Here is a 20,020-nt window from a genome sequence, read left to right on the forward strand (position 1 = left end):
TCAAAGACCGGCGCGTTCGGCCAGCAGGCGAGCGGCGGCGTCGAATGAGAGCTTGTTGTCCTCACGATCGACAGCGAGGTTGGCCTCGCGCATCGCCTCGACATCAATGGCATCGACCAGCGGCTGCAAGGCCGAAACAAGCGCGGCATCGCGTGACGCGGCAGGACTTAGCACCAGCACCGCATCGTAGTTTGGGAAGGCCCGGCGCGGGTCTTCGAGGATGACGAGATCGTCCGCCTCGATCCTTCCGTCGGAGGTATAGGCGCCGATCACATCGGCCTCGCCCGATTGCAGTGCGTTATACATGAAGGTGGGCGAGAAATTGCGCAGCTCGCCGAAGCGCAATCCATAGGCATCGCGCACCGCTATCCATTCGGGGCGTTCGAAGAACTCGGGGTCGCCGCCGATGGTCATCTGCTGCGCGACGCGCGACAGGTCGTCGATCGATTGGAGGCCCATGGCCTCCGCGCGGTCGCGCCGCACTGCCAAGCCGTAGGCGTTTTCGAAGCCCAGTCGGCCGAGCACCGAAATACCGGTGTTCTCGGTCTCCCACTCCACGATCTCGGCATACATCTGCTCGCGCGGCAGATTGTCCTCGCGCTTCATCTGGTTGGTCCAGATCGTGCCCGTGTAGTCGACATAGATATCGATATCGCCGCTCGCAGCCGCGCTATGCGCCACTGCCGAGCCCAACCCGTCGCGATATTCGACCGCGAACCCTTCTGCTTGCAGTCTCTGCCCGATCAGGCGGGCAAGGATATATTGCTCCGAGAAGCCCTTCGCGCCGATGACGATATGGTCCTCGTCATCTCCTCCGCCGAACTGCGCGAAGAGCGCCGCACCGACTCCCAACACAACTGCTGCCAATCCACCTAGCCACAGGCCCCGGCGGCGTTCACGAAAGCCGCGTTCGATAAGGCCTAGCAGCGTATCTGCGACCAGCGCCAGCGATGCGCTCGCGATACAGCCCGCCAGCACGAGCACCCAGTTCTGCGTCTGCAGCCCGGCGAAGATCGGATCGCCGAGGCTCTTCTGGCCGATCGTCGTCGCCAGCGTCGCGGCGCCAATGGTCCAGACGGCAGCGGTGCGAATGCCCGCCATGATATAGGGCGCGGATAGCGGTGCCTCGACCAGCAGCAGGCGCTGGCGGAAGCTCATTCCCACCCCCTCTGCCGCCTCGATCACGCCGGGGTCGAGATTGGCCTGCGCGGTCACGGCGTTCCGAAGGATTGGCAGCAGCGCATAGAGGGCAAGGGCCAGCAGCGCCGGTAGGAAACCGAGCGTCGGGAGCCCCTCGCCGAATATGGCGCGCAGGCTCAGCAGGATCGGAAAGAACAGCGCCAGCAGGGCAAGCGCGGGGATCGTCTGGACGAGACTGGCAAAGGCTAGCGAGGCGCGCGCCACCCGTTCCGACCTGCTCGCCCAAACCGCCAGCGGCAGGGCCACCGCGATCCCGAGCGCAATGGCTGCTGCCGAAAGCAGCACATGTGCCGCAAGCTGGTCGCCGAGGCCAAGAAGAGCATCCCACAGGCCGTTCACCGCGACAGCTCCGCCAGCCGTTCGGACTGGTGGCGTGGCACGGCGACCAGCGCCTGGGCGACCTCACCGCCCTTGCCTGCGACCAGCGCGGCGGGCTGTTCGTCGGCAACGATAGCGCCCGCGTCCATCACCAGAACCCGCTCGGCGAGCAAGAGCGCTTCGGCCATGTCATGCGTGACCATGATCGTCGTCAGCCCGAGCTCTCGGTGCAGGCCGCGAATCCGTTCGCCAAGTGCATCGCGCGTGACGGGATCGAGTGCCCCAAGCGGCTCGTCCATCAGAAGCAAATGCGGATCGCCCGCCAGTGCACGCGCAACGCCGACGCGCTGGCGCTGTCCGCCGGAAAGCTCGTCGGGCATGCGATCCGCCATATCGGGTTCCAGCTCTACCAGCTCGAGCAATTCGCCGACACGCTGGCGCGACAACCGCTCGCCTGCCAGCCGCGGGCCGATTGCGATGTTCTCCGCAACGCTCATGTGCGGGAACAGTCCGATCGACTGGAAGACATAACCGATCCGGCGCCGCAAGGCGGGCAGCGGAAGGCCGGTCACGTCATCGCCTTCGAAAAGCACTTCGCCCGAAGTCGGTTCGACCAGCCGGTTGACCGTCTTGAGCAGTGTGGACTTGCCCGATCCCGAAGCCCCGACCAGAGCCACGAACTGGCCGTGCGGGATGGTCAGCGAGACCCCGCCGACCGCGCTTGTTTCGCCATAGTGTTTGGCGATGTCACGAAATTCGAGTGCTGGCGCGCCGGGCGAATTCACTCTTCGGCATCGCCCTCTTCGGCGGGCGGCGCATAATCCACGCGCTGGAGTTCGATCCGGCGGTCATTGGGGCCGTTGGCCACCATCGTGTCTCCCTTCACGCGACCCGGCACCCAGCATCGCTCGACCCCGCCATCGTCACCCGGCTTGAAGCAAAGCTGCTTGCCCTCGGGGCCCTCCGCAAAGCTCCATTCACCTTCCTGCCAGGGATCGCCATTGCGCAGGTCCCGATAGGTGCCGTCCGCGTCGAACAGCGTGACATAACGCGCGCCATCTTCGGCCCGCACCATCCAGGCGGTTTCGGAAAAGCTGTCGGGCGCAGGCGAGCCTTCCGGGCCCTCGGCAATCTCTTCTCCGCCACCCTGGGTCGGCTCGACCGCCGGCGCTTCCTCGGCGGGTGTGCAGGCGGCCAGGAAGATTGCTGCAAGAAAGACGCAGGATCGCAGGTGCATGACTTACTCCGATTGCGGGTTGCGGACAGTCATAGGCAGGCATGGGCGCAATGGCGACCCCCGCTTGCCAGAGACACCATCAATCGAGGATGTTGCGGCGCGGGAAGACAATCCTCACCTCGAGACCGTCTTCGCTGTAGCTACGCTCGAACGAGCCGCCGAGCTGGCTTTCGATTGCCATTCTCAACAGCCGCGATCCGAAGCCTTCGTTCTCGTCGGGCGGGGTAAATCCGCAGGGGATCGCGACTTCGTCCCAAATGACGCAAACGGTCTCGTCAGCTTCGCAGCTATCCTCGACCGTGACTACGACCTTCCCTTCGGCGCAGGACAGGGCGCCATATTTTGCGGAGTTGGTGGCAAGTTCGTGGAAGATCAGCGCGAGCGGCGTGGCGGCGCGCTGCCCGATCTTCACGCCGGGTCCGCTGATGGTAAACCGCTCGCCAGTAGGACTGTCGTACGGGGCGAGCAGGTCGGCCAGCAGGCCCGAAAGCGTCTCGCCCTGCCGTCCGCCAAGAGGCCGGACATAGTCATGCGCCGTACCCAGCGCCCGCACCGTTTCGGAAAGGTCGCGGGCGAAGTCCTGGACCTCGTCCTTGCCGCGCGAACGGATGGCAATGAGGCCCGACACCACGGCGAAGATGTTCTTGATCCGGTGCGACAGTTCCCGCGCCAGAAGATCGCGCGATTCGGAAATGCGATGCGCCTTGTCGACATCGATGACGGTTCCGAACCAGCTCGTGGGCTGGCCTTCGGTGATCACGGGCACGGCGCGCGACTGCACCCAGCAGTAGCTGCCGTCGGCGAGTTTCAAGCGCCATTCGTCCTCGAAAAGGCCTTCGGTCTCGACCGCGCTCAGGAATCTCGCCAGCGTTGCCTCCCAGTCTTCAGGGTGGATCGCGCGCTTCCAGTCTTCGGTGGTGGCCGGCGGCTCGATTCCGGTCAGTTCGCGCCACCGGGCGTTGACATAGGTGAAGTTGCCCTGGTCGTCGGCGCGCCAGGCGATGCCCGGAACGCTGTCGATCATCCGGCGCAATTCGCGCTCCTGGTTCTCCAGCGTCTGGTTGACATGGCGCCCGAGCCGCCGCTGGCCCAGCCGTCGCATCACCGACTGAGCGAGCACGGCAAGACCTTCGCGCTGGAGGTCCGTCAGGCCTTCACTGCGCGGCTCGGTATCGATGACGCAAAGGGCCCCGAGCGGTGCACCTTCGGCAGAAATCAGCGGATGACCGGCATAGAAGCGAATGTGGGGCTCACCGGTTACCAGCGGGTTGTCGGCAAAGAGCGGATCCTCCTGCGCATCACAAATCACCATCGGCTCCGTGCCGAGCATGGCATGGGCGCAGAAGCTGGTGGGGCGCGGTGTCGTCTCCTCTTCCATACCGAACCTGGCGAGGAAACGCTGGTGCTCCTTCTCGACCAAGGTGACGGTGGCCATCGGCGTATCGCAGAGCTTAGCTGCGAATTGCGCGATCTGCTGCAGCTCCTCGTCGCCCACGAGATCCTGTCCGCCATAGGTTGCGAGCACGGTCAGCCGCTCGTCCTCGCCGCAATAATGCTGCGAAGGCGGTTCATTGACCGGCCAGTTCGACCCCTGGGATGTCGGCATATCCATGGCTTCCCGCCAGTCTAGGATATAAACCTCTCTATTTCAAAGGCTTTCGCCGATAGCGAGGCGCGCGATTCCTCCCCTTGTTTCATAGGTTTGCACCAGCCTTCCGCCTCGGCTATCGCGCGGCGAAGAAATGACAGGGTGCGCCAGTCGCATCCGGCTAGGAGAGACACGTGCGCGCCACCCCCGATTTCGATTTCCAGCTCGGCGAAAGCGCCGACATGATCCGCGAAAGCGTCGGCCGTTTTGCCGATGAACAGATCCAGCCGCTCGCCGAGAAGGTCGACCGCGAAGACTGGTTCCCCCGCGATCTGTGGCCCGCCATGGGCGAGCTGGGCCTCCACGGCATCACCGTGGCAGAAGAAGATGGCGGGCTTGGTCTCGGCTATCTCGAACATGTGATCGCGGTCGAGGAAGTCAGCCGGGCGAGCGCTTCGGTGGGCCTTTCCTACGGCGCGCATTCCAATCTCTGCGTCAACCAGATCGCCCGCTGGGGGAATGACGAACAGAAGGCGAAATACCTGCCCAAGCTTATAAGCGGCGAGCATGTCGGCAGCCTTGCGATGAGCGAGGCGAGCGCCGGGTCAGACGTCGTCTCGATGCGCACCAAGGCCGAGGCCGTGCAGGGTGGATACCTTCTCAACGGCACCAAGTTCTGGATCACCAACGCGCCCTATGCCGATACGCTGGTGGTCTATGCCAAGACCTCACCCGAAGCGGCCAGCCGCGGGATCACCACCTTCCTGATCGAGAAGGACTTCGAAGGTTTCTCGATCGGCCAGAAGATCGAGAAAGTCGGCATGCGCGGCTCGCCCACGGCAGAGCTGGTGTTCGACGATTGCTTCGTGCCCGAAGAGAACGTGATGGGCCCCGAAAACGGCGGCGTCGGCGTGCTGATGAGCGGCCTCGACTACGAGCGCGTGGTGCTGGCCGGCCTTCAGCTCGGCGTGATGCAGGCCTGCCTCGACACGGTCATCCCTTACCTTCGCGAGCGCAAGCAGTTCGGAAAGCCCATCGGCAGCTTCCAGCTGATGCAGGCCAAGGTCGCCGACATGTATGTCGCGCTGCAATCGGCCCGCGCCTACACCTATGCCGTGGCCAAGAGCTGTGATGCCAACAAGACCACTCGCTTCGACGCGGCAGGTGCGATCCTGCTGGCATCGGAAAACGCCTTCCGCGTCGCCGCCGAAAGCGTGCAGGCGCTGGGCGGCGCTGGCTACACGCTCGACTGGCCGGTCGAACGCTACATGCGCGATGCGAAGCTGCTCGACATCGGCGCGGGCACGAATGAAATCCGCCGCATGCTGATCGGACGCGAATTGATCGGGGCTGCTGGGTGATGCCGGTCTACATGATCTCCCGCATGACGATCCACGATCGCGCCGAGTATGACAAATACGAAGAACGGTTCATGGAAATCTTCGACAAGTTCGATGGCACGCTGCTCAGCGTCGACGAGGAACCTCAGGTCGTGGCTGGCGAATGGAAAGCCACGCGCTCGGTCCTCATGGAATTCCCGACCAAACCGCAGCTCTTCGCCTGGCTCACCTCGCCCGAGTACCTGGAAATCGGCAAGTTCCGCGATGCCGGGAGCACAGCCGAAGCCATAATCGTAAATGGCCTAGAGCCGGGAGACATGCCCTCGTGACCGCACCCGTTCTCACATCCACGCTCGATCGCGAGGCGCCCGACGCGAAGGCGCGCTTCGAGCATAACAAATCGCTCGCAGCAGACCTGCGCTCAACTGTCGCCGCCGCCGCTCTGGGCGGCTCCGAAGGCAGCCGCGAGCGGCATGTCGGGCGCGGCAAGCTCTTGCCGCGCGAGCGGGTGGAGCGCCTGCTCGATCCGGGCAGTCCGTTTCTCGAGATCGGCCAGCTTGCTGCCAATGGCATGTACAAGGATACGATCAACGGCGCGGGGATGATTGCCGGGATCGGGCGCGTGTCGGGGCGGCAGGTGATGATCGTGTGCAACGATGCCACCGTGAAGGGCGGCACCTACTATCCGATGACGGTCAAGAAGCACTTGCGCGCGCAGGAAATCGCACAGGAGAACCGGCTCCCGTGCATCTATCTCGTCGACAGCGGCGGGGCGAACTTGCCGCACCAGGCCGAGGTCTTCCCCGACCGCGACCATTTCGGGCGCATCTTCTTCAACCAGGCGAACATGAGCGCGCTGGGCATCCCGCAGATTGCATGCGTCATGGGCAGCTGCACTGCAGGCGGCGCCTATGTGCCGGCCATGTCCGACGAGACGGTCATCGTGCGCAATCAGGGCACGATCTTCCTTGCCGGACCGCCGCTGGTGAAGGCCGCGACGGGCGAGGAAATCAGCGCCGAGGATCTTGGCGGCGGCGACCTCCACGCCAAGAAATCGGGCGTGGCCGACCACCTCGCCGAGAATGACGAGCACGCGCTCACCATCGTGCGCGATATCGTCAGCCACCTTGGCGACAATTACGCCGAGGCGAGGAACATCGACCTCAAGGAACCCCGCGCGCCCAAGTTCGATGCGGACGATCTCTATGCCCTCGTGCCCGATGATGTCCGAGCGCCCTATGACGTGAAGGAAGTCATCGCGCGCCTCGTCGACGGCAGCGAGTTCCACGAGTTCAAGGCGCAATACGGCAGCACGCTGGTCTGCGGCTTTGCCCATATCTGGGGCATGCCGGTGGCGATCCTCGCCAATAATGGCGTGCTCTTTTCCGAAAGCGCGCAAAAGGGCGCGCATTTCATCGAACTCGCCTGCCAGCGCCGGATTCCGTTGCTGTTCCTCCAAAACATCTCCGGCTTCATGGTCGGCGGGAAATACGAAGCGGAAGGCATTGCCAAGCATGGCGCGAAGCTCGTGACAGCCGTTGCCACTGCCACCGTTCCGAAAGTCACCGTGGTCATCGGCGGCAGCTTCGGCGCGGGCAATTACGGTATGTGCGGCCGCGCCTATTCCCCGCGTTTCCTCTTCACCTGGCCCAACGCCCGCATCTCCGTGATGGGCGGCGAGCAGGCCGCATCGGTCCTCGCCACTGTCCACCGCGACGCGGACAGCTGGACCGAGGAACAGGCCGAGGAATTCAAGGCCCCGATCCGCCAGAAATACGAAGACGAAGGCAACCCCTATTACGCCACCGCGCGCCTGTGGGACGACGGCGTGATCGATCCGGTCCAGACGCGCGATGTCCTCGGCCTCGCCTTCGCCGCAACGCTCGAAGCGCCAATTCCCGAGAAACCGCAGTTCGGCGTGTTCAGGATGTAATCAGCGGAAAACCACGCATCCCTCTCGCTTTCCCTAGCGTAACTGCTAGGCGTGGGCGTCAGGAGAGAGAATGCCGCAAGCCAATTTCAGGAAGCCATCGCTTCTGAGCCGCATCGTGCGGCGCGTCATCATGGTCCTCTATCGCTGGAAGGGCTGGAAGATCGACGGACGCCTTCCCGATCTCGCCAAGTTCGTGATCGCGGGAGCACCGCATACGTCGAACTGGGATTTCGTGTTCTTCATCGGCGCCACGGCAGAGGAAGGCGTGCATCCCAATTTCATGGGCAAGCACACGCTGTTCCAGGGCATGATGCGCAACTTTATGTTCGACATGGGCGGCATCCCGATCGATCGCACCAAGCGAGCCAACTATGTCGAGCAGGTGGCCGATGAATTTGCCAGGCGCGACCGGCTGGCGCTGGTGATTGCGGCGGAAGGCACGCGCTCCACCGACGGCAGCTGGAAATCGGGCTTCTACCATATCGCACGCGCCGCAAACGTGCCGATCGTGCCAGCCTATGTGAACAACGACACGATGACGCTGGGCTTCGGCCCGCCCATCGTACCGACCGAAAGCTATGGCGAAACGCTGGCTGAAATCGCACGGTTCATGTGTTCGAAGCTGCCCGGATACGAGCGCTTCGCTATCCTGGAGGCACAGGCACAAGCCCTTATCGAAGAGGAACGCGCCCATGGTTGATATGCTACTGGTCAACGCCGTTATCCTTGTGGCGATCGTCCTCGTCCTCTGGGCGATCTCGGTGAAGATCGACGACGTGTCCTTCATCGATGCCTTCTGGGGGACGGGAATGGCCCTGATGGCCTTCACCAGTTGGCTGCAGGCTGAGCGCGGAGTGCTCGCCAACCTCCTGCTCGCCATGACGGCCGCCTGGGGCCTGAGACTCGGCATCTACCTGATCCGGCGCTGGAGCGCGGAAGGTGAAGACAAACGTTATGAGCGCATGTTGCGCAAGGATCGCGAGAAGGGCCGCTTCGCCTTTGCCGCACTGACGAAGATTTGGCTCGGGCAGGCCGTGCTGCTCTTCCTCGTCTCCTCGCCCGCACAGCTGGGTATCCTGTCGAGCGAGGCAGGTCAGCCGATCACGGCGCTCACCATGGCCGGCGTCGCACTCTACCTCGTTGGTATTATCTTCGAATGGGTGGGCGACTGGCAGCTGGCACGCTTCAAGGCAGACCCCGCCAACAAGGGCCAGGTCATGGACAAGGGCCTGTGGCGCTACACCCGCCATCCCAACTATTTCGGTGATGCCTGTGCCTGGTGGGGTATCTGGCTGGTCGCGGCGAGCGTGAGCTGGGAGGTTGCGCTGTGGACCGTGGCAGGACCGCTGTTCCTAACCTTCACGCTGGTCAAGTGGTCAGGGGCTGCGCTGCTTGAGAAAGGCATGAAGCACACCCGTCCCGGATACGAGGAATACAAGCGCAGGACGTCGGCCTTCATTCCGCTGCCACCCAAGAAATCCGGCTAGGATTGTCCCAGTGGGGGTTTAACCGCGCTCACGATAGTCTACATGGTAGACCAGCGATCGTAACGAGGTTCGACAGGTGAGCGACGAGGATATCGAGCAACTACGCAGCCGTTTCGCGCGCGAGGCGATGGCGCTGATGGAGCGGACCGGCGAGGAGGTCTCGCGCACGCGGCTCGCAGCCGAGCTCAAGATCGCACGCGCCCGTCTCGATGCCGTTTTCCCCGAGGAAGGGGACATGCTCGAGGCGATTACTGCCGAATGGTTCGCGCCCAAGATCGCGGTGATGGACAAGGTGATGGCCAGCGGCCTCCCGCCACGCCGCAAGCTCTATGAATTCATCGCCCGCCGCTACGTCCTGCTGCGCCAGAATTTCGCCGACGACCCGATCGCTTTCCGTCTCTATGTCGAGATGGGCGAACGCTATTTCGAATACGCCCAGAGCTATATCGATCTTGGCGACCACTATCTGTGCGAAATCATCGCCGAAGCGCAGGCAGAGGGCCATCTCGAAGGCATGGATGTCGACTTCGCACGCTCGGTGATCAACCAGATGGTCGCTCCCTACCTCATGCCCTACTACATCGCGATGCTGGGCGACCGGCTGAGCGAGGACAAACTCGCGCATATCGTCGACGCGATATTCGACGGGCTCGTTGCCAAGGATGGCGGCGCGCGCGGCACGAGCAAGCTCAACGCAGCCTGATGTGGTGACGCCGCGGCGGATATTGATGCTCGGGCTCAATTACGCGCCCGAACCCATCGGCATCGGTCCCTATACCTCTGGTCTTGCCGAAGCGCTGGTCGAACGGGGCCACACGGTCCAAGTCGTGGCGGGCCAGCCCTATTATCCCGAGTGGAAACTTTACCCGCGCTTCAAACGGCGATGGCAGTCGAGCGAGGAGAACGGGGTCAAGATCACCCGCTGTCCGCACTACATCCCGTCCAACCCGACCGGCGCCAAACGGATGGCCCATCACGCCAGTTTCGCCAGCAGCTGCTATCCCGCAGCCCGCAAGGCTCGCCGCGAGCTCAATCCCGAGATTGTGTTCGCAATTGCGCCCTCCATGATTGCAGCTCCGGTTGCTCTACGGATGGCGCGCAGGGCCGACGTCCCGATGTGGCTCCACGTGCAGGACTTCGAAGTTGGCGCAGCGCTTGCGACAGGCCTGATCGACAGTGCCAGCAGAACCGCCGATGCGGCGGCACGCTTCGAGGACCGCATGCTGCGCTCGGCAGATCTCGTCTCAACGATCAGCGAGCCGATGTGCGACTTGCTCGAGCGCAAGGGGGTCGGATCGGAGCGCATACTGGAGATGCGCAACTGGGCCAATCACGCCGACACGATGGGACACGCCGATGCAGCCCGCTTCCGCAAGGAGTGGGGCCTCGAAGGCAAGACGGTCGCGCTCTACTCCGGCAATATAGCCAACAAGCAGGGTCTCGACATCGTGATCGAGGCAGCGCGGCAGATGGCCGACCGCGAGGATATCGTCTTCGTCATCTCCGGCGAGGGTCCCAACCGAGGCAGGCTAGAGCGGCTCGCCCAGGGCTTGCCAAACGTCCTCTTCCGCGATCTTCAGCCGGAAAAGAGCATCGGCGATCTGCTGACCATGGCCGATATCCATTTGCTGCCGCAGCTGCACGATGCCGCCGACTTGGTCCTTCCCTCGAAGCTCGGGAATATGCTCGCATCGGGCCGTCCGGTCATCGCAACGGTGCGCCCGAATACGGGGATCGCCCGCGAGCTGGTCAATTGCGGCATCGTAGTCCCGCCCGAAGTGCCCGAGGCGATCGTTTCGGCCATCGCCGCACTCGCATCGCATCCCGACTATCGCAAGACCATGGGAAGCGCGGCGGCTGCCCGGGCGCAGGAAGCCTGGTCGAAGCAATCGGTCGTCGACCGTTTCGAAGAGGGGCTCGATCGGATCCTGGGCTAGATACCCAGTCCTGCGAGGACTCGTCCGACCCCGTCCCGATAGTTTGCGAAATCGCGCTGCGCCGCTTCCGCCATCGCGGCCTCGCGCATCGCGTGAAGAAGGTCGCGATCATCGATTAGCGCGAGCATGGCCTTCTCCAGTTCGTCGGCGTCTGGTCGTTCCCGAATGATTCCGCTGCTCTTGCTCGCCCCCAGCCCTGCAGCGGTGCTCTGGATGACCGCGAGGCCCGATGCCATGGCTTCGATCAGGACAATGGCAGAGCCTTCGAAGTGGCTCGGAAACACAAGGGCGTGATGCGAGCGCATGATTGCGGGCATCTCGCTGCGCGTGACCGGGCCGAGGATGTCGACCCTGTCGCGATAGGGGGCGAGCATGCGTTCGGGCACCATCACGGGGCCTACGAGCGTAAGGCTGGCATCGGTGTGTGGTAGGCGCTCGATAGCCTCCAGCAGGTGCTGGACACCCTTGCGGGCCGATACCTGCCCAGCGAAGAGGAACCTCACCGGCTCATTGCGATCGACAGGCTGCGGGGTTTGCGCCCCGCCAAATAGCGCGGCGTCATAGGTATAGGGCAGCTGCACCAGCTTTTCGGCGAGGCACGGTACTGGCGAATAATCGAGGATCGATTGCGCTACGAAGGGGCTCCCGCAGACGATCCGGTCGGCGCAATCATATTCGATATCGTTGCGCGCGATCTTGCGGTCTTCCATCGCCGGGAGGTCGCCCGAAAGCCAATCGCCATGGGTTGCAGCGATGCGTTCGATTTCCTCATTCCAGTAACGCCAATCGGCAATGGTCCGATCGAGGATCTTGGGGCATCCGGCGGTTCGGGGATCGGAGAAGTCTGCGAAGGCGCTGTCGTCATACCCCCACAAGACAAGCGGACCTTCTTTCTCGGCGAGGCCCGCCGCGTACCTGCCGAACCGGGCATTGAGCGCAGCATCGATCGCGCGACCCAGTCGGGCGGCACCGAGCCGGGTCGCCAGCCGCTCAGGCAGTTCGAACCTCGGCTTTGCACGCACCAGTGCGGGGTCGAGAAGCGGGCTTGCAAAGCGCGACAGCTCGCGTTCGATTGGTCTGGCGATTGGCGCGGGCAGGCGGGAGACGAACGAGCGAACCCCGCTGTCCGGGTGATCGAAAAGTCCCGTGAGCAGGCAGTGAAGCTGCCCCAGGTCCTGCAACGCAAGCGCGGTTTGCCTGCTGTGCTGCGTGCCGGGATGCAGGACCATCGTCTTCATCGCGCGCAGGCTTAACGGGGAATGCGCCGATCGCAAAAACCATTTTCCTACAGCGTCAAGCGTGATTAACCGATCTGGCTCATCATATTGCCAACAAGGAACCAAAGCGATGAGTGATCCCATTCCCCTGCAGATCCCCGCAGGCTTCGCGCCGGCATTCGCGCTCGGTATCGACGATGGCCAGGGCAACCTCGAACTTGTCGCACAAGGCTCGCCCCTGCCGGTCTACCAGGCTGCTCCCGCTGCACCGGCGGCGCTTGACGGTCAAACCACCTCGAACGTCATCGTCGGCCCGTTCGCGCCGACCGTGGCCACCCCTGTGTTCCTGACCCTGGCAGGCGACTGGGAGGGAACCGTGACGCTCAAGCGATCGACCGATGGTGGCGCAACGCTCCATCCGCTCACGGCGGCCGGGTCCGCATGGGGTATCTACCGCGCGAATGCATGCGAGCCCGTCTGGGAGGAAGGCGAAGAAGACGCCACTCTCTGGCTCGATTGCGCAGTCAATTCGGGTACCCTTGCATACAGGCTCGCCCAATGAGCGCGCTTGCCGTCCCCGCACTGGGGCTAGCCAACCGCGCCGCGCAGGCACTGCCCGCATTGTTCGGCGACCTCGCAGCACGCGCACCTGCCGATGACCTCGCCACCATCGATTCCATGGGCCACAGCGAACCGGGAAAGGGCGGCGCACGCTACATCTCCGATGCACTGTGCGACGCAGCCCTGCTTGCTGCTCACCCGCGGTTCGTTTTCGAAACTGCCAACGGCCGGATCTTCCGCCTTCTGCCCGAGGCAGGCTCCTTGTCGGTCGAGCAGGGCGGCGCATCGGGCGATGCAATTGCCAATGATCGTGACGCGGTCCAGGCGGCTATCGATTATGCCCATGCGATCGACGCGCGAGAAGTTCGCTTCGAGAGCGCGCGCTATCGCATCGATTGTCCGCCCAGGTTCTCACCCGCGGAGGAGACACGCGCCGAGGACGGTCATCCCATCGTAATCCGCAAGTCGATCGCCCTGCGCGGCTGCGCCCCGGTGCGGACCGAGCTGGTGTTTCGAGCACTCGACGGCGCCGATCCGGAAACGGACTTCCAGTTGGTCCCCACTTCGGCAACAAATCCATCGCTTGCGGTTTGGCGCGGGGGCGGCCTGTTCCTCCAGGGCGACATCTCCGATCCCGGCGAAGGGAGCCGCACGATAGGTCGTCTCGAGATCGAGCGAATGATCCTGTCGGGCGGGCGCCAGAACACCGGTTCCTGGACCTTCCCGGCCAATCCGATCGGCGGCGACGGCTGGGACGTGACCGATCGCGGGCTCTGGCTCCAGGATTGCTACGTCGGCGACATCGTCATGCGTGATTGCGACATGCGCGGCTGGAAAGGCGAGATATTCTACCTCGCCGGAGAGGCCAATGCGGCCGAGAAAGTCGAGCTCACCAATTGTCACTTCGCCACGTCCAATGGCAGCGCTTTCAATCCGGGTATTGATTGCGAGGTGCTCGCCACCGATTGCAGCTTCGGCGACACCTTCCAGGCGCAGGAGGACGTGGCCAAGACCCGCGCGGTCTATCGCAATTGCCAGTGGTATGATTGCGATCACATCGGGCTTGGCTGCGGATCGGCCAATGGCGTCTATTACGCGCAGGCCTACCCCACCCGGCGCAACGACGCCGCCCCACCCGTCACGATCCTCGACAATTGCGAGTTCCGCTCGATCCGCTCGGTCAAGTTCACCAGCTGGGTGCGCGGGAACATCCGCACGATCGATTGCAGCGTGAATATCGACGGGAACGAGGCGCTCGCCCTGCGCGATCTCGACCTCACCATCGAGGCCTGGCTTGATCGCGAGAGCGGGATCCATGCGCTGACCTTCATGGGCGTCGACAGCCTAAGCGAACCGGTGCCGGGCGCGCCAGCGGGCATCTACAAGCTTCCCCCACAGCACGTCCGCCTGAGATTGTCGCACCACCGCACGCAGTTTGCGCGCGAGAACGGCGCGGAATGGCTGGGAAGCTGGTGGGACGGCTATATCGACCGCACGTGCCAGCTCCATGTGCAAGGCGACTGCGCGAGCGACCGGCTGCCCAATGGCGGGCTCAACCCGGTCTCCATGCCGCTGGTCACCTATTCGCATGGCGAAGCGACAAGCCTCTCCTGGGCGCGCGGCTGGTACAAGATCGATTCGATTTCAGGCTCTGGCGAAATCGCCCCGAGCGCGCCGCTGATGGTTCTGCACATGACCAGTGGCATCATCGCCGACATGACCTTGCGGCGCACACCGGCAGGCGGCGCACAGTTCGGCTATGCCGACCGGCAGCGCATCCGGATGATCAAGCAGGATGGCACAGGATCGATCCGCTTCGTAAAGGGGGCATCGAACTCCTTCGCAGTGTCCGACACCCGGGTTCTCGCCAATGCGCACGACTGGATCGAGTTCAGCTACAACAGCGAATTCCAACGTTGGGAGGAGGAGGGCTTCTTCTCCGACGCCTGATATCATGCACGCGGGAGGGGATTAAATGCCCCTCCCGCTTGCCGCGCGGGGCGGCATGCGGAATCACTCTGTCATGGCGATTCTCTCCGACAAATGGATCCGCGATGCGGCAACGACCCGCGGCATGATCGAACCCTTCACCGAGGCTCAGCGCCGCGAGGGGAACATCTCCTACGGCCTGTCGAGCTTCGGCTACGACGCGCGCGTCGCGGACGAGTTCAAGATCTTCACCAATATCGACAGCGCCGTGGTCGACCCGAAGGATTTCGCCAGCAACAGTTTCGTCGACAAGCAGACCGATGTCTGCATCATCCCGCCCAACAGCTTCGCGCTTGCCCGGACGGTCGAGTATTTCCGTATCCCCGACGACGTGTTGGTGATCTGCCTGGGCAAGAGCACCTATGCGCGCTGCGGGATCATCGTGAACGTCACCCCGCTCGAGCCGGGCTGGGAAGGCCATGTGACGCTGGAATTCTCGAACACTACGCCGCTGCCCGCCAAGATCTATGCCAACGAGGGCGCCTGCCAGTTCCTGTTCCTCAAGGGCAACGAGCGGCCCGAGGTTACCTATGCCGATCGCGCGGGCAAATACATGGGCCAGCGCGGGGTCACGCTGCCCCGGCTGTAGCACCCCCTAGCTCACCAGCCTGCTTGGCCAACACTACCGGCGAAATCGGAAACCACCGATTCGCAGTGTCGGTCAGCAGTTTCTCGCCCGTCATGATGATGACTTCGGACCTGAGCAGCTCGTCGAGGACCGCCTCACCCATCCAGATTTCAATCAGCGACTGAAGCGGCGCGTGGACATAAAGATCGACAGGCTTGCCGGGATCCTTGTCACACAGATCGACTACGTTTCTCTCGGCAACAATCCACCAGCGATTGTGCTCGTTGAGATCGCTCAGCGTGAAAGAGAAAACGGTCTCGCCATCGGGTAACTCAGCGGTGTTGATCGTTCGGTGCAGGTCCCACATGGCGACGCCGACATCGATCTGATCCGCCCGCGTATGGCGCTCGGCCCAATTCTTTCCCCATTCGGCCAGCATCATGACGATAGGCTGGGCCTCGCGGCCTGCGGGAGCCAGTCGATATACTGCCTGTTGGCCGGCATCGCCGCGTTTCACGATGAGCCCATCTTCGGTCAGCTTCTTGAGCCGCGCGCTCAGCACAGAAGGCGAAATGCGAGGCATCGCCGCGGTAAAGTCTGAGTAGCGGCTCGCACCGAGTGTCATGGCGCGCAGGATCTGCAGGACCCATTTGTCGCCGAGTATGTCGGCGGCTTTCGTAGCGGGACAATGGCTAGCCAGTTCAGGCAATGCAGCCTCCTCAGACCCAGGGCCGGGAGCGATTAACTACCCTTTCCGGTCGATTTTCTCAATCACTACGGATTTAGTAGTGGCTTACTGCGAATTGCGTAGCGGCCTGCTTCGGATCGCGAACTATCGCGAAATCGAGCCGGCAAGCACTTTCTCCTCGTCGCCAAAACAGGCGATCACGAACAAGGAGAAAGATCATGAACAACTATATCACAAGCTTCATCTGCGCCGTGGCCGCCGTTCTGCTGACTGCAACATCGCTCGCGGAAGTGACTTCGGTTCCTGCCATGGATTTCGATCGTGGCGCCGGCACGGTTCTCGAAGCGTGAGCAATATCGGCCAATTAATCGTCCCGCCAGATGTTCGGTCAGAACGGCCGGCATCTGGTCGGGAATAATCGCACTCGCAGCGCCATGACGCTGCGTCTTTGACTCTCGTTGCCACTGCGCGCACATCGGCTGCACAAAGTGGGAGAGTGAAATGGCAGACCGCGAGTTCGATATCATCGTTTATGGCGCTACCGGCTATACCGGTCGTCTCGTCGCAGAGCATTTCGTACGCGAATATGGCGACAGTCCCGATGCGCCCAAATGGGCGATGGCCGGACGCAGCGAGGACAAGCTGACCGCGGTTCGTGACGAGATTGGCGCTCCTGCAACGACGCCCATGATCGTCGCCGATGCCTCCGACCCGGCCAGCCTCGAGGCGATGTGCAAGCGGACCAAGGTCGTCCTGACGACGGTCGGTCCGTACCAGCTCTATGGCGACGCGCTGGTCGAAGCCTGCGTGAAGACCGGCACCGACTATGCCGACCTGTGCGGCGAACCTGCCTGGATGGCCGACAAGATCGAGCAGCACCATGAAGCGGCCAAGGCCAGCGGCGCGCGCATCTGCTTCTCCTCGGGCTTCGACTCCATCCCTTTCGATCTCGGCGTCCTGATGCTCCAGAAGGAGGCTGTCGTTCGTCATGGAGCCCCGGCGCCCCGCGTCAAGGGGCGAGTGCGCGCCATGCAGGGCACCTTTTCCGGCGGTACGGCGGCAAGCCTCGGCGCGACGATGAAAGCGGCGATGAAAGATGCGAGCGTGATCGGCAAGCTACGCGATCCCTTCGCCCTGACCCCCGGTTTCGAAGGCCCGGACCAGCCTTCGGGCATGGTCCCGCGCTATGAAGACGCGCTGGGAAAATGGGCCGCGCCATTCGTCATGGCACCGATCAACACCAAGAATGTCCACCGCACCAATTTCCTTCGCGGTCACCCCTATGGGGAGGACTTCCGCTATGACGAGATGGTGCTGACGAGCCCGGGCGACGCGGGCAAGGCTGCCGCGAATGCGCTTGTCGAGCTGGCCAAGAATCCTTTCGGAGCGAAACCCCCCAAGCCCGGCGAAGGGCCGAGCAAGGATGAGCGCGAGAACGGCTTCTACGACGTCGTATTTCGCGGCGAGTATCCCGACGGGAAGAGCATCACCTATGGCGTGAAGGGCAAATTCGATCCGGGCTACGGCTCGACCAGCCGCATGCTTGGAGAAACCGGCATGGCGCTGCTCGAAAGCGACGCCGAAGGCGGTGTCGGCACTCCCGGCTCGTTCCTTGGCGAAGACCTCGTCGAGCGGCTGCGCGAGCACGCGCATCTTACTTTCGAAGTCGAGGATTGAGCAGAGAAGGGGAGCGCGGGGCGCTCCCCTGTTCCTTTTCGGTTACAGGCTTAGTCGTACCGCAACGCTGATGTTGCGACCCGCCAGCGGCACGAACTCCTTCGTGAAGCTGGAATGGCGGCGACCGGTCTCATCGAAGATGTTCTCGGCCTTCAGGATGACCGCCAGCGTCGGGTCATCCTCGAACGGACGCCAGGTGGCCGAAGCGTTGACGAAGGTGAAGCCTTCGGTCGCGGTTTCGAAGGGTGCGACTTCGTCCTGGTCGCCGAACCATTCGACCTCGCCGCGCAAGGTCAGATTGCCCGCGTCAGCTTCGAGAGCACCCAGCAGGCTGAGCGGCGGTATGCGCGGCACGTTGAAGCCGTTGTCGAGCTCGGCATCGATATAGGACGCCCGCACATCGGCGGTGAGATCGAGACCCGGCGTGTCGAGGAAGGTCCACGCCATTTCGCCTTCGATACCGGTATAGGTTGCCCCTTCCTGGAGATAGACGAAGACCGGTAGTTCATCCTCTTCCTCACCGGTTTCGCTCAGGTAGATGAAGTCGTCGAACCACTGGCGATAGGCGGCAAGGGAAAGGTCGACCGGCCCGAGGCTTCCGCGTGCGAACACTTCCACCCCCCAAGCCTTCTCCAGCTTGAGATCGACATCGCCGATCTCGAATTGCTGGGTCGCAATATGCGGGCCCTCGGAGAACAATTCCTCGGCGCTGGGCGCACGAGCGACACGCGACAGGTTCACGCCGGTGCGGAATTCAGGCGTCACGTCATAGGCAAGGCCGATCGCGCCGGAGACCGATTGGAAGTCGCGTTCGACGCCGAGCGGGACCGATTTGACATCCGTCAGCTCGAGCCGGAGAGCCCCTTCGAGTTGCAGCGGGCCGTTGCCGTATTCCTGCAAGGCAAAAAAGGACAGTTGCTCCGTATTGTTGGGCGCGACATAGGCTTCGGCACCTTCGGCGGCGAAGTCGCGGATGTAGAGCTGGGTACCGATCGAACCACGCAGCGCGCCGTCGGGATTCTGCACCAGTTCCGCGCGCGCTTCGATGCCTTCGACATCGAATACGGTGCCGACTTCATCGCCCTCGAATTCGGTGTGCGTGTAGTCGGAATAGCCCGCGCGCAGTTTCAGCCGCTGGAAGAAGCCGTCGCCCAGAAGGAAATCCCCGCGCATGTCCGCGCGATATTGGCGCAAGCCGATGCTGACGGTTTCGGGGCCTTCTTCCTCCTCGGCCTCGCCGCCACCTTCTTCACCTTCTTCGTGGTGGTGCGCGCCGGGCAGGATCGGAACGCCGTAGAAGGTGTCGTACACGCCGACGGAGACGCCGAGGGTCGAGCCGTTGCGGAAGAAGGCAAGGCCGCCGTTCAGCGCCCAGGTTTCCGTTCCGCTGTTGAAGAGCGTGCCTTCCGCATTGGCGGCTTCGCGCAGCTCTTCGGCTTCCTCGAACTCGCCTTCCGCCTCTTCTTCCGCTGCATCTGCAAGCAAATCGGCGCGAAGATCGCTGGAAAGGACGAAGCCGGGAACCTCGAGATCGTCGGTCTCGCGATAAACGCCGTCGACATGCGCCACGAACCCGCCGCCAAGCGGCACGTCGAGCGAGGCACCGCCTTCTCGTAGATCAGAGGCTGTATCGGCACGCAGGAGAGCATCGATGTGGATTGCCTCGTCACCGAGGCGGCGCGGAATGCGCTTGTCGATGATATTGACCGCGCCCCCGATTGCCTGACTGCCATAAAGCAGGACGGCGGGGCCGCGCAGGACCTCGATACTTTCGGCGGTCAGCGGATCGATCGACACCGCATGGTCGGCAGAGGTGTTGGAGACATCGATCGCACCGATTCCGTCGATCAGCACCTTCACACGTTCACCCGAAAATCCGCGCAGGATCGGTCGCGATGCTCCGGGCGCGAAGCCGGTTGCGGTGACACCAGGCTGGCTTGCGAGGACCTCTCCCAGCTGGCCAGCCATATTCTCGGCCAGTTCCTCGCCTTCGATTACGCTGGCGCCAGCGAGCAGGTCGAACTGACGCAAGCCCTCTGCGCTGACGATGATCGTCCCATCGGGCGAAATCCTCCGGTTGTGAAGGTCGTCCTCGGTTGCGGATATCTCCTCCGATTCCGATGCATCGTCGGTGGGTTGGCCCTGCGCCACCGCGGGGGCAGCGATGGCTACGGCGATAAGGGAAAGCGAGGCAGCGAGCCCGCGGCGAGCGATCACGGTTTGATACAACATATCGCCCTACTAGCGTTGCGATTTGCAACTGCAACCAATTTCGCGACG

19 protein-coding genes are annotated in these 20,020 nt (G+C 63.1%); 12 read left to right on the forward strand and 7 right to left on the reverse strand.

The window, feature by feature from the left end; genetic code table 11:
* The 4 genes from K3146_RS10070 to K3146_RS10085 form a co-directional block, all read right to left on the reverse strand.
* On the reverse strand, positions 1 to 1,539 hold the full coding sequence (locus tag K3146_RS10070) for an ABC transporter permease/substrate-binding protein (protein ID WP_221546157.1): 1,539 nt from the start codon (positions 1,537 to 1,539) through the stop codon (positions 1 to 3).
* Entirely contained in the window at positions 1,536 to 2,303 is a 768-nt protein-coding gene (locus K3146_RS10075; protein ID WP_221546158.1) for an ATP-binding cassette domain-containing protein, read from the reverse strand. The genes K3146_RS10070 and K3146_RS10075 overlap by 4 nt, the downstream gene beginning before the upstream one ends.
* On the reverse strand, positions 2,300 to 2,755 hold the full coding sequence (locus tag K3146_RS10080) for a hypothetical protein (protein ID WP_221546159.1): 456 nt from the start codon (positions 2,753 to 2,755) through the stop codon (positions 2,300 to 2,302). Before K3146_RS10080 ends, K3146_RS10075 begins: the two co-directional genes overlap by 4 nt.
* 79 nt (positions 2,756 to 2,834) lie before the next feature.
* Positions 2,835 to 4,361, reverse strand: a complete 1,527-nt coding sequence (locus K3146_RS10085; protein ID WP_221546160.1) for a PAS domain-containing protein — start codon at positions 4,359 to 4,361, stop codon at positions 2,835 to 2,837.
* Positions 4,362 to 4,537: 176 nt separating this feature from the next.
* Between K3146_RS10085 and K3146_RS10090 the strand changes: the two genes are divergently transcribed.
* The 7 genes from K3146_RS10090 to K3146_RS10120 all read left to right on the forward strand — a co-directional run bounded on the left by K3146_RS10090 (position 4,538) and on the right by K3146_RS10120 (position 11,040).
* Entirely contained in the window at positions 4,538 to 5,704 is a 1,167-nt protein-coding gene (locus K3146_RS10090) for an isovaleryl-CoA dehydrogenase (RefSeq protein ID WP_345724194.1), read from the forward strand.
* An 11-nt stretch (positions 5,705 to 5,715) separates the two neighbouring features.
* Positions 5,716 to 6,012: a DUF1330 domain-containing protein gene (locus tag K3146_RS10095; RefSeq protein WP_247711194.1), complete on the forward strand. Its 297-nt coding sequence runs from the start codon at positions 5,716 to 5,718 to the stop codon at positions 6,010 to 6,012.
* Positions 6,009 to 7,616, forward strand: a complete 1,608-nt coding sequence (locus tag K3146_RS10100; RefSeq protein ID WP_221546162.1) for a carboxyl transferase domain-containing protein — start codon at positions 6,009 to 6,011, stop codon at positions 7,614 to 7,616. Before K3146_RS10095 ends, K3146_RS10100 begins: the two co-directional genes overlap by 4 nt.
* 70 nt (positions 7,617 to 7,686) lie before the next feature.
* Positions 7,687 to 8,316, forward strand: coding sequence for a lysophospholipid acyltransferase family protein (locus tag K3146_RS10105; RefSeq protein ID WP_221546163.1), 630 nt, complete (start codon positions 7,687 to 7,689; stop codon positions 8,314 to 8,316).
* A complete protein-coding gene (locus K3146_RS10110; RefSeq protein WP_221546164.1) occupies positions 8,309 to 9,103 on the forward strand; it encodes a DUF1295 domain-containing protein in 795 nt (264 codons plus the stop codon). Before K3146_RS10105 ends, K3146_RS10110 begins: the two co-directional genes overlap by 8 nt.
* Positions 9,104 to 9,179: 76 nt before the next feature.
* Positions 9,180 to 9,806 (forward strand): hypothetical protein, encoded by a 627-nt coding sequence (locus tag K3146_RS10115; RefSeq protein ID WP_221546165.1) that lies wholly within the window; start codon positions 9,180 to 9,182, stop codon positions 9,804 to 9,806.
* A 25-nt stretch (positions 9,807 to 9,831) separates the two neighbouring features.
* Positions 9,832 to 11,040: a WcaI family glycosyltransferase gene (locus K3146_RS10120; RefSeq protein ID WP_221546166.1), complete on the forward strand. Its 1,209-nt coding sequence runs from the start codon at positions 9,832 to 9,834 to the stop codon at positions 11,038 to 11,040.
* Here K3146_RS10120 and K3146_RS10125 read toward each other — a convergent pair.
* Entirely contained in the window at positions 11,037 to 12,278 is a 1,242-nt protein-coding gene (locus tag K3146_RS10125; protein WP_221546167.1) for a glycosyltransferase family 4 protein, read from the reverse strand. The genes K3146_RS10120 and K3146_RS10125 overlap by 4 nt on opposite strands.
* Positions 12,279 to 12,387: 109 nt before the next feature.
* Here K3146_RS10125 and K3146_RS10130 point away from each other — a divergent pair, with 109 nt between their 5' ends.
* The 3 genes from K3146_RS10130 (at position 12,388) to dcd (ending at position 15,396) form a co-directional block, all read left to right on the forward strand.
* Positions 12,388 to 12,819 carry a hypothetical protein gene (locus tag K3146_RS10130; RefSeq protein WP_221546168.1) on the forward strand — a complete coding sequence of 144 codons (432 nt, stop codon included), beginning with the start codon at positions 12,388 to 12,390 and terminating at the stop codon, positions 12,817 to 12,819.
* On the forward strand, positions 12,816 to 14,768 hold the full coding sequence (locus K3146_RS10135) for a hypothetical protein (protein ID WP_221546169.1): 1,953 nt from the start codon (positions 12,816 to 12,818) through the stop codon (positions 14,766 to 14,768). The genes K3146_RS10130 and K3146_RS10135 overlap by 4 nt, the downstream gene beginning before the upstream one ends.
* A 73-nt stretch (positions 14,769 to 14,841) precedes the next feature.
* On the forward strand, positions 14,842 to 15,396 hold the full coding sequence (gene dcd / locus K3146_RS10140) for a dCTP deaminase (RefSeq protein ID WP_221546170.1): 555 nt from the start codon (positions 14,842 to 14,844) through the stop codon (positions 15,394 to 15,396).
* Here the strand turns inward: dcd and K3146_RS10145 are convergent.
* Complete coding sequence (locus K3146_RS10145) at positions 15,377 to 16,084, reverse strand: winged helix-turn-helix transcriptional regulator (RefSeq protein WP_221546171.1); 708 nt, start codon at positions 16,082 to 16,084, stop codon at positions 15,377 to 15,379. The genes dcd and K3146_RS10145 overlap by 20 nt on opposite strands.
* A gap of 197 nt (positions 16,085 to 16,281) precedes the next feature.
* Here K3146_RS10145 and K3146_RS13570 point away from each other — a divergent pair, with 197 nt between their 5' ends.
* Positions 16,282 to 16,413, forward strand: a complete 132-nt coding sequence (locus tag K3146_RS13570; RefSeq protein ID WP_282098492.1) for a hypothetical protein — start codon at positions 16,282 to 16,284, stop codon at positions 16,411 to 16,413.
* A gap of 151 nt (positions 16,414 to 16,564) precedes the next feature.
* The gene (locus K3146_RS10150) at positions 16,565 to 17,740 is read left to right on the forward strand and encodes a saccharopine dehydrogenase family protein (protein WP_221546172.1); all 1,176 of its coding nucleotides are present in this window, start codon (positions 16,565 to 16,567) and stop codon (positions 17,738 to 17,740) included.
* Between the two features lie 42 nt (positions 17,741 to 17,782).
* Here K3146_RS10150 and K3146_RS10155 read toward each other — a convergent pair whose 3' ends face one another.
* Positions 17,783 to 19,972, reverse strand: coding sequence for a TonB-dependent receptor (locus K3146_RS10155; RefSeq protein WP_221546173.1), 2,190 nt, complete (start codon positions 19,970 to 19,972; stop codon positions 17,783 to 17,785).
* Positions 19,973 to 20,020 lie beyond the last annotated feature (48 nt).

It is taken from the genome of Qipengyuania vesicularis (assembly GCF_019711415.1).
In the GTDB taxonomy this organism is placed as follows: Bacteria; Pseudomonadota; Alphaproteobacteria; order Sphingomonadales; family Sphingomonadaceae; genus Qipengyuania; species Qipengyuania vesicularis.